The organism is Caballeronia sp. dw_19 (assembly GCF_018449515.1).
Classification (GTDB): Bacteria; Pseudomonadota; Gammaproteobacteria; order Burkholderiales; family Burkholderiaceae; genus Caballeronia.
This window is the reverse complement of record NZ_JAAVUQ010000083.1, coordinates 1-8,676: the sequence shown is the minus strand read 5'-3', so window position 1 is coordinate 8,676 and position 8,676 is coordinate 1. Positions and strand designations below refer to the sequence as shown.

Genomic DNA, 8,676 nt, shown 5'->3' with positions numbered 1-8,676 from the left:
TAGACCCCGACCACTAACCCCAGAACCGACCACCCCAACCCCAACCCTCACCCCTAACCACCTGCGCCAGCCCCCTTTTCCGGTGCGAGTGAAAAACCAAAAATTATTGCCGCTCAATCGCCGGTGGCGCCCACGTCCCATTCGTTGCTTCAGGCTTCGGCGCATACAATCGGAACATCAACTGAAAATCGCCATCCGGCACCGGCAACCAATTCGACGCACGCGCCTTCGCAGGCGCCGCAGCCGAAACGGAAATATCGACGGAACCATCTCGGTTCTTCTTCAACCGGTCCCGGTCATTCAGCGAAAGCCGCAACGACTTGTCGTCGATCAACGCACCATCCTTCGTATAGGCCGTCAAGGTCCAGAACCCCCGCACCGGCGGCAACTGGTTCGGCGCAAAGTGCAACACATACTCATTCGCACCGTTCAGCGCGTGGCCGTCGCTGTCGGAAAACGCAACCGGCTTCACCTCATCGTCCTTCGTGCCAGTACCCGGCTGACGCCGCGCCAGGAACGCGCGCAACGTGTAATCGGTGTCGTAACTGCCCGCGCCATCGCCGAACCAAACCCAGCCGTTACGGCTGATCGCATTCGACGGCACCGTGTCCACCCGCGTACGGCCATCGGCTAGACCCGTCGCCAGTAAACCCGCATCCGCAGGACGGAACTGCACCGGCTCGCCCGCCTTTACGCCAAGATCACCGAGCAAACTAACAGCATGCGGATCATTCGGCGCTGGCGGATTGTCCTGCATCGCCTTCGCCAGACGCGTGAAAAACGCGGTGGCATCGAGCGAATCAGCTTTGTCGCCACCCGCGCCCGTCACCACCGTCGGCGTGCTGGCCGTCACGTTCGGCCAGGCACTGCCGGCTGTCGCGGCACTGGTTTTATCGGCGGAAGGCGCTTCAATGCTCATCGCCGTCTGCAACTTGCGCGCCTCACGCACGTCGCGCTGGCCATTCACGCGCACACGAAGAGAAAGCCACACGTAACGGGTCGGCGTTTCAACCCGCGTCACGCCGTCAGGAAGCGTTCCCGTATAACCCACGGGCACAAACGCAAGCACATTGGCTTGCTCCGCGGCCAGTCTGGCCGCCCGCGCCGCCTTCCCACTCAGCTTTTTCACCGGCACGGCCCGATCCGGCCCGCGAGGGATGCTGGAATAGATCACGTTGGTCCAGGCATCGAAGGCGCGAGCGTCGTAATAACGGCCGCGCGGCATATTCGGTGTATTGGGAAGCGAAACCAGCACGGGTCCACTGGAGACATCCAGCCATGCGGTTGATTCAAGCGTATCCACGCTCGGCCGCCCCGACGCGCCGACCGGCGGCAGCGCCGTGGCATGCCGCAACGTATTCACGGGCGTCTGGCCGGGCTGCGACGCATCGCCACCCGTGGCTTTCTCCCGTGCAATATCCGACACCACCAGCGGATATCCAAACACATAAGCGTCTGCCACCTGATCCTTGCGCCAGCCATCCCCGCTGGTCACAACAGGCGCCTGCGTCGCGCACCCGCCCAATACTGCCAAACTGCTCAAACCAGCGGCCACCCATAGCGCCGTGTACAACGAAATTGCCCAGCGTCGATTATTTTTCATTCGATTTAAGGATCTATTTAAGGCTTTCACTTAATTCGTCGAGTGCGCGGACCGGTCCTCGCCTCCCGGTCTTCTGCAAATCCGCGTCGCGGCGCTTAATCTATCTTGAAAACGGTTTTTATCTTATCCAATGACGATAGGCAAGGAGCGCGTAACGCCCCTTGAACGCCTTCGCCGGGTTTCAGAAAAGTTTCGACCGGCACCTGCACCGCGTAACATGATTTTTTTCGGTTTTTTTAGCCAGTTCTTTCTAATTCGCCCACGAGCCGCCGATGTACCTGCCCCCCTACTTCGAAGAAAAACGCCCCGAGGTTTTACATCGGCTGATGGCTGACAATCCGCTTGCCGCCCTTGTCACACATGGCGCAAACGGTCTCGATGCGAATCACGTGCCATTCGAGTTCGACGCAAGTCAGGGCGAACACGGCATTTTGCGCGCACATGTGGCACGGGCAAATCCTATTTGTCAGGAAATTGAAAGCGGTTCTGACACACTGATTATTTTCCAGGGCGCGTCGGGTTATATATCGCCGACTTTTTATCCGAGCAAGCAGGAAACACATCGGCAGGTGCCAACTTATAACTATCTCGTCGTGCACGCGCATGGCCGGATCACGATCCGCGACGACGAGACTTTCGTGCGCGGCGTGGTCGCGCGCCTCACCCGGAAAATGGAAGCCGGAGAAGCGGCGCCGTGGAAAATGGGCGACGCGCCGCCGGATTTCATCCAGACCATGCTGCAAGCCATTGTCGGAATCGAAATCGAGGTCACCCGGCTCGTCGGCAAGGCGAAACTGAGCCAGAACAAGGCGGCAGCCGATCGGATCGGTGCGATCAACGGCGTGCGCCAGCGCGAAACAGACGCCGCGACAGCGCTCGCCGACGCCATGTTCAACGCGCCTCCTCCTATTGAAAATACGCCTTGACCTTCCAATCATTGGAATGTCGATACTGGTTACATCGAGCTGAATTTAATGGCTCACACTGAACCAGGAAGCCTTGTCATGTCTGCACCGTCTATTCCGACCACCGATCCTGCCGCAGCCGCCGCCGTGTCAACCACCGCTGAAATTGCTATCGGCGGGATGACGTGCGCGTCGTGCGTACGGCGGGTCGAAAAGGCGCTGGCGAAGGTGCCGGGCGTGGAACAGGTATCGGTTAATCTGGCGACCGAAAAAGCAACCGTCCACGCCGATACCTCTGTGTCGCGCGAGCAACTCGTTGCCGCCGTGACCAAGGCCGGCTACGAAGCAACGTTTATCGAACCGGAAGCCGCGCCTGTCGCCGCGCCCGCGCACACCGGTGAACTCGTGGCGGTGATCGTGTCCGCGCTGCTGACCTTGCCGCTGGTGCTGCCCATGCTCGGGCTGGATCTTCATCTTGGCGTCTGGGTCTCGCTGGCGCTCGCCAGCATCGTGCAATTCGTGCTGGGCGCGCGCTTTTATGTCGGCGGCTTCAAGGCGGCGCGCTCGGGCGAAGGCAACATGGATCTGCTCGTGGCGCTCGGAACCTCGGCTGCCTGGGGCTTGAGCGTGTACGAACTGTTCGCGCATCCCGGCGAGTCTGCCCACCTCTATTTCGAGGCGGCAGCGGTGGTGATCACCCTCGTGCGCTTCGGCAAATGGCTCGAAGCGCGTGCCAAGCGGCAAACCACCGACGCCATTCGCGCACTCGACGCGCTGCGTCCTGAGCGTGCGCGGATTCGCGATGCGGCGACCGGGAATGAGCGCGACATCGCGCTGGCGGATGTGCGCAACGGCGACGTGGCGATCGTGCGGCCGGGTGAGCGCTTGCCGGTGGACGGCCTGATTCGCGAAGGCCGCACGCACGTGGATGAATCGCTGATTACCGGCGAAAGCCTGCCCGTGGCGAAGGAAACCGGCGCACGCGTGACTGCGGGTTCGATCAACGGCGAAGGGGTAATCGCTGTCGAAACGACCGCGACTGGCTCCGAGACGACGCTCGCGCGGATCATCCGGCTGGTTGAATCGGCGCAGGCCGAGAAGGCGCCTATTCAGCGGCTGGTGGACCGGGTATCGGCGATATTCGTGCCAGTAATTCTTGTGATCGCGATCGTGACGGTGGTTGGCTGGCTGTTGATGGGCGCGGGTGTGGAAACGGCCGTGCTGAACGCGGTCGCGGTGCTCGTGATCGCGTGCCCTTGCGCGCTCGGGCTAGCGACGCCCGCCGCTATCATGGCCGGAACGGGCGTCGCGGCACGGCACGGCGTGCTGATCAAGGACCCGCAGGCGCTGGAAATGGCGCATCGGATCAGAATTGTTGCCTTCGATAAAACCGGCACGCTGACTGTCGGCAAACCTTCCATGACGGTGTTGGAGGCGGACGAAGGCGTGGACCGCGCAGAAGCATCGGGGCTGGCGGCGGCCGTACAGCGGCTCAGCGATCATCCGCTGGCGCGCGCGGTTGTTGCTGCCGCCGACGGTGAGCGCATTCCAACCATTGCCGCGAGCGATGCGAAAGCGGTGGCGGGACGCGGCGTCGAGGCGCGGGTCGGCGAACGTCATCTGGCGATAGCCAGTGATCGTTGGCTTGACGAGTTGCAATTGGTCGCGCCGCAACGGTTGGCTACGCGGGCGGCGGAACTGGAACAGCTTGGGAATACGGTGTCGTGGCTGGTGGAACTCGGCGGAGAGGGGCGTTCAACCGTCAGGCTGCATCCGCGCGTGCTCGCCCTGCTCGCGTTCGGCGACTCGCTGAAACCCGGCGCACGCGCAGCTATCGAACGGCTGAGCGCGATGGGAATCAAAAGCGTCCTGCTCACCGGCGATAACGCCGGCAGCGCGGCCAGCGTGGCGAAGTCACTCGGCATTGCACCCGATGCGGTTCACGCGCACATGCTCCCCGCCGACAAGGCGCGCGTGATCGCGGAACTGAAGGCATCGGCGCAAGGAGCGGTAGCGATGGCCGGCGACGGCATCAACGACGCGCCCGCGCTCGCCGCCGCCGATATCGGCATCGCGATGGCGACCGGCACCGACGTCGCCATGCAAGCCGCCGGCATCACGCTGATGCGCGGCGATCCGGCCTTGGTGGCCGATGCCATCGATATCGCGCGGCGCACGTATCGCAAGATCCAGCAGAACCTGTTCTGGGCGTTCGTGTACAACCTGGTCGGCATTCCGCTTGCCGCGTTCGGACTGCTCAATCCGATGCTCGCGGGCGCAGCCATGGCGTTCTCAAGCGTGAGCGTAGTGACGAACGCGTTGCTGTTGCGGACGTGGCGTGCTCAGGCCGGCTTGGTCGCAGCCGATGCCAATGCCGCCACCGCCGCCCGCGGTCCCGACGGCAAGCCGATCACGCGGCCGGCATAACGCGCTTCTTTCGGCGCGTCGCGAAACATTGCTTCGATACGGCCGGCGATATCTGCATCGAAGGCTGCGGACTTCGCGCCGTTGATTGTATCGACGTGAAGCAGCATCTGTTCGCTCGCCGCGATGGGCTCCGTTCCCTCGTCCGCGAACATCTCCATGTACAAGTGGACACGCTTGGCATCGAATGCAAGCACCGATGCCTCCACGCGAACCGCCGCACCTTCCTTGATCTCGTGCAGATAGTTGATATGCGCCTCGAGAGTGAACAGCGAGCGGCCTCGCGACGTGCGGCCGGCATCGTCCAGGCCGATGCGGTCCATGAACGCATCGGTCGAGAGGCTGAAGATCAGCATGTAGAACGCGTCACGGAGATGGCCGTTGTAGTCGACCCATTCGGGCCTCACCGTGTCGCGATGGATTGTTCGATTGTGCGTCACTCGTATGCCTTCTCTAGTCCGCTATGCCGTGGCGAGATTTCGCTTCAGCAATGGCCGTCATCACGCTCGTGATGCAGTCGTCGCGATAACGTTCCAGTTGCTTGATGGAGTGCGTGCCTTGCTGATCCGTGGTGCCGTCCACCACCCGGTCGATGAGTTCGTCCGTTAGTTTTGGTGCGACCAGTTTGGTCCACGGTAATTCTAGCGCCGGGCCGAATTGCTGCATGAAATGACGCATGCCGGCCTCGCCGCCCGCGAGCGTATAGGTCAGGAACGTGCCCATGAACGACCAGCGAATGCCCGCGCCAAAACGAATGGCATCGTCGATTTCGCCGGTGGTCGCCACGCCTTCGTTGACCAGGTGAAGTGCCTCGCGCCAGAGTGCTTCCAGCAAGCGGTCCGCGATGAAACCGGGGACTTCTTTGCGGACTCTCAGCGGACGCATGCCTATCGATTCATAGAATGTTGATGCTGCTTGCAACGTTGCTTCCGACGTCTTTTCGCCACCAACGACTTCGACCAGCGGCAGCAAATAGACCGGGTTGAACGGATGGCCCACTATGCAGCGCGAAGCGTCTTTGGCGCTCGCGTAGAAATCCGTTGGGAGCAAGCCCGATGTCGACGACGCGATGATGGCTTCCGGTTTTGCCGCCCTGGATGCTTTCTCATGGAGCGTCAGTTTCAGGTCCTCACGCTCGGGCGCGCTTTCCTGAATGAAGTCGGCGTCGGCGACGCACTCCTCGATGGTTGCAACAAAGCGCAGTCTTTCCTGCGATGCTCCCTTTGCCAGCCCTACTCGCTCGAGCGCCGGCCATGCGTTGGCGACGTTCGCCCGTAATTGCTGCTCGGCGCCCGGCGCCGGGTCCCACGCTACTACGTCAAGTCCATGCGCTAACGCTCGCGATACCCAACCGCTTCCAATGACCCCTACGCCCAACGCAGCAAACGTCTTGACTTGCATATAACGGATTCCTTATTAATTTGGCTTTTTACTTGCTTCGATGGTTTAGTGTCTTGTGCCTGCTTTTAACCTGAATTCCCCGCTTTCGCACGGCCTGCGTCGGCGGGTTTCAGGCTTGTATCTTCTACGCTCTTACGCGAACTGCTCGATCTTGCGGCGGTCAAGCAAACGCTCGCCGCGAGCCGGCAGGTTCAGCTTCTTTCTGCCTTCTGCCGGCGTCAACGCACGACCACCCAGACGTTCGATAATCTCTACCGCCCGCTGAACCAGCGTCCCATTGCTCGCATGCACACCGCGATCCAGATACAGATTGTCTTCAAGACCCACGCGCACGTGGCCACCTAATAACATCGCCTGGGCGACCATCGGCATCTGCATGCGGCCGATTCCGAACCCTGCCCACTGCGCACCCGCGGGCATGTTGTCGACCATCGACTTGAACGTACCTACGTCCGCCGGTGCACCCCAGGGGATACCCATGCATAGCTGGAACAGAGGGGCGTCATCGAGCAAACCCTCCTTTTGCATCTGCTTCGCGAACCACAAATGGCCTGTATCGAAGATCTCGAGTTCCGGCTTGACGCCCAGTTCTTGTATCCGCTTCGCGCCGGCTCGAAGTTGCGCGGGAGTTGATACGTATATCGTGTCGCCATCGCCGAAATTCAGCGTGCCGCAGTCCAGCGTGCAGATCTCCGGCAACAACTCTTCCACGTGTGCCAGCCGGGTCAAGCCGCCTACAAGGTCTGTACCCGCACCGAATTGCATCGGCGCTTCGCCCGCGCCAATTTCCAGGTCGCCGCCCATGCCTGCAGTCAGGTTGATGATGACGTCCACGTCCGATGAACGGATGCGGTCCACCACCTCGCGGTACAACGCCGGGTCGCGGCTGCCGCGGCCCGTGCGTGGATCGCGGACGTGGCAATGCGCAACGGTTGCTCCTGCCCGCGCGGCTTCGATGGCCGCCCCCGCGATCTGCTTGGGTGTCACCGGAATTGCCGGGTGTTTGCTCGTGGTATCTCCCGCGCCCGTTACCGCGCAGGTCACGATCACTTCATAGTTCATGTTGCGTCGTCCTTTCAAAGGCCAAGATATTGCTTCACTGCCGGCAGTCCGTCCTTGCCGTCCACCGTCTTTACGCCCGCGAGCCATGCGTCAAGCACTTGGGGATTTTTCTTCAGGTAGTCCTTGGCGGCATCGGCGGGACGCACTTTGGCCATGACCGGAATCATCAGTTGGTTCTCCAGTTGCGTGGTGAAACGCAGATTCGAAACCAGCTTGCCTGCGTTCGGGCAGCGGGTCAGGAAGTCGGGGTTGGTCAGCGTATAGACGCGTGCTTCGCCGTAGTTCGGGCCGAATACAGCATCACCGCCGGAGAGGTAATTCATCTTGATCTGGATGTTCATCGGATGCGGTTCCCAGCCGAGGAACACGACCCACTTCTTGTCGCGGACGGCGCGGTCGACCGTGACGAGCATGCCGGCTTCACTCGATTGCACCAGCTTGAAACCGCCCAGGCCGTACTGGTTGGTATCGATCATCTTCTGGATCTGGGCGTTTGCGCTGCTGCCCGGCTCGATGCCGTAGATCTTGCCGTCGAGTTCGTCCTTGTGTTTTGCGATGTCCTGGAAGGTCTTCAGGCCTGCGTCGTATTCATAGCTCGGCACGGCGAGCGTTGCTTTGGCGCCCGACAGGTTTGGCGGGTCGAGCTTGTCGATTTGCTTGGCGTCGAGGAACGGCTGGACGGACTTTTCCTGCACGGGCCACCAGTAGCCTAGTGACACGTCGATTTGTTTTGTCTTCAGGCCGGCGAGTGAGATGGGCACTGAGGCCTGGGTGATCTTCGCGTCATAGCCGAGGCCCTGGAATACGACTGATGCGAGCGCGGTGGTCGAGGTGATGTCGGTCCAGCCGATGTCGACGAATCGAACGGTGTGGCAGCTTGCGTCTTCCTTACTTTGCGCGGATGCGCCGATTGAGGTTAACGCGAGAAACAGACAGGCGAGCAGCTTTTTCGTTGTCGGGATTGATGTCATGGCTTGGCTTCCTGTTCCGGTGATTTTTTGTGTGGGACAGACGCGTTCGGATATGTCCGACCGTGGGTAAAAGTAACGCCGCAGAATGGTGGGGAGGCGACCGGTTGCGACCGGGAGTTGACTGTCAGCGACGGAATGGTTTTGTTCGCATTCGATCAAGGTTTTTTCGTTGGCACTTGGTTTCGGGGGCGGGGCGGTTCTGGTTTCTAGGTTGGGTGGACGGGGTTGGTGCCGAGGTGCTAGGTTCTGGGGTTAGTGGTCGGGGTTGATGCCGGGTTGGTGCTTTCGGCCTTAGTGGTCTGCCTGAGTT

General features: G+C 61.2%; 7 protein-coding genes. 2 read left to right on the top strand and 5 right to left on the bottom strand.

Annotated elements, in window-relative coordinates; genetic code table 11:
* Window positions 1-103: 103 nt before the first annotated feature.
* Window positions 104-1,603: a DUF1214 domain-containing protein gene (locus tag HB376_RS40325; RefSeq protein ID WP_213769267.1), complete on the bottom strand. Its 1,500-nt coding sequence runs from the start codon at window positions 1,601-1,603 to the stop codon at window positions 104-106.
* Window positions 1,604-1,875: 272 nt separating this feature from the next.
* On the opposite strand from HB376_RS40325, the gene HB376_RS40320 reads away from it, so the two are divergent.
* Window positions 1,876-2,529, top strand: a complete 654-nt coding sequence (locus tag HB376_RS40320) for an FMN-binding negative transcriptional regulator (protein ID WP_213769266.1) — start codon at window positions 1,876-1,878, stop codon at window positions 2,527-2,529.
* 78 nt (window positions 2,530-2,607) lie between these two features.
* A complete protein-coding gene (locus tag HB376_RS40315; RefSeq protein ID WP_255631891.1) occupies window positions 2,608-4,935 on the top strand; it encodes a heavy metal translocating P-type ATPase in 2,328 nt (775 codons plus the stop codon).
* Here the strand turns inward: HB376_RS40315 and HB376_RS40310 are convergent.
* The 4 genes from HB376_RS40310 to HB376_RS40295 all read right to left on the bottom strand — a co-directional run bounded on the left by HB376_RS40310 (window position 4,851) and on the right by HB376_RS40295 (window position 8,366).
* Window positions 4,851-5,372 carry a thioesterase family protein gene (locus HB376_RS40310; protein ID WP_346730679.1) on the bottom strand — a complete coding sequence of 174 codons (522 nt, stop codon included), beginning with the start codon at window positions 5,370-5,372 and terminating at the stop codon, window positions 4,851-4,853. The genes HB376_RS40315 and HB376_RS40310 overlap by 85 nt on opposite strands.
* Window positions 5,373-5,385: 13 nt before the next feature.
* Entirely contained in the window at window positions 5,386-6,333 is a 948-nt protein-coding gene (locus HB376_RS40305) for an L-carnitine dehydrogenase (protein ID WP_213769265.1), read from the bottom strand.
* A gap of 132 nt (window positions 6,334-6,465) precedes the next feature.
* Window positions 6,466-7,395, bottom strand: coding sequence for a 3-keto-5-aminohexanoate cleavage protein (locus HB376_RS40300; protein WP_213769264.1), 930 nt, complete (start codon window positions 7,393-7,395; stop codon window positions 6,466-6,468).
* Window positions 7,396-7,409: 14 nt separating this feature from the next.
* A complete protein-coding gene (locus HB376_RS40295; protein WP_213769263.1) occupies window positions 7,410-8,366 on the bottom strand; it encodes a choline ABC transporter substrate-binding protein in 957 nt (318 codons plus the stop codon).
* Between the last annotated feature and the right edge of the window lie 310 nt (window positions 8,367-8,676).

Excerpts from the sequence above, each read along its gene's own strand:
- HB376_RS40325 (WP_213769267.1), bottom strand. The coding sequence starts at position 1,603 with ATGAAAAATAATCGACGCTGGGCAATTTCGTTGTACACGGCGCTATGG.
- HB376_RS40320 (WP_213769266.1), top strand. The coding sequence starts at position 1,876 with ATGTACCTGCCCCCCTACTTCGAAGAAAAACGCCCCGAGGTTTTACAT.
- HB376_RS40315 (WP_255631891.1), top strand. The coding sequence starts at position 2,608 with ATGTCTGCACCGTCTATTCCGACCACCGATCCTGCCGCAGCCGCCGCC.
- HB376_RS40305 (WP_213769265.1), bottom strand. The coding sequence starts at position 6,333 with ATGCAAGTCAAGACGTTTGCTGCGTTGGGCGTAGGGGTCATTGGAAGC.
- HB376_RS40300 (WP_213769264.1), bottom strand. The coding sequence starts at position 7,395 with ATGAACTATGAAGTGATCGTGACCTGCGCGGTAACGGGCGCGGGAGAT.
- HB376_RS40295 (WP_213769263.1), bottom strand. The coding sequence starts at position 8,366 with ATGACATCAATCCCGACAACGAAAAAGCTGCTCGCCTGTCTGTTTCTC.